This is a genomic window from Streptomyces humidus, from assembly GCF_014649655.1.
Lineage (GTDB): Bacteria > Actinomycetota > Actinomycetes > Streptomycetales > Streptomycetaceae > Streptomyces > Streptomyces humidus.
The window spans coordinates 1-699 of sequence record NZ_BMTL01000162.1 but is presented as its reverse complement, the minus strand read 5'-3'; the positions used below and the strand labels follow the sequence as shown (position 1 = coordinate 699).

Genomic DNA, 699 nt, shown 5'->3' with positions numbered 1-699 from the left:
GGCCGCGTCGCCGGTGTAGGTGTTGCCGCGCGTGGGGTCCTTGAGCTGGTACGCCGATCCGGAGAGGGTCGTCTCCAGCGGAACCGTGCCGCCGTACAGGGACTTGCCGTCGCCGGTGGCCGTCTCGACGGCGTCCCAGGCGTCGATCCGGGCGCCGGTGCGGGCGTCGGTGAGCACCGTGCGGGCGACCGGGTTGCCGAGCGAGTCCAGGGCGACGACGTTCGTGCGCCAGGCCAGTCGCGGGGCGCCGTGCAGGGCGTCGACGACGAGCTGCGGCCTGGCCTTCACCTGCTTCAGCGTCTCGCCCGGCTCGGCCGCGCGCAGGGCGTCGGCGGCGATGTCGGCGGCCCTGGGCGCCGACACCTTCGGGGCGATGCCCGGCAGCGAGATCGCCGCCCGCGTCGCCCGGTCGGCGCCGCGGTACGCGCCGTCGCGTCCCAGGTGGACGACGAAGTCGCCTCCCAGGACGGGGAGCCGGCGGTAGGTGCGGTCGTAGCGGACGTGCTGGGCGCCGTCCTTGTCGACGACCACGTCCCGCACGGACGTGCCCTGCACGGAGCTCAGGCCCAGGGCCGCCGCGTGGTCGGCGAGAGCCGCCGCCGCGTGGTCGAGCGCGGTCGCCCGGGTGGGTCTGCCGGCCGCGCCGGCGGCCGGGGACAGTACGGCGGCCAGCAGTGTGGCCGTGGTGGCGGCGATGCC

The 699-nt window shown here is 76.7% G+C and carries 1 pseudogene; it reads right to left on the bottom strand.

Going from position 1 to position 699, the window contains the following annotated elements:
• A pseudogene (locus IE239_RS41555) lies at nt 1–699 on the bottom strand (M4 family metallopeptidase); the annotation flags it as partial.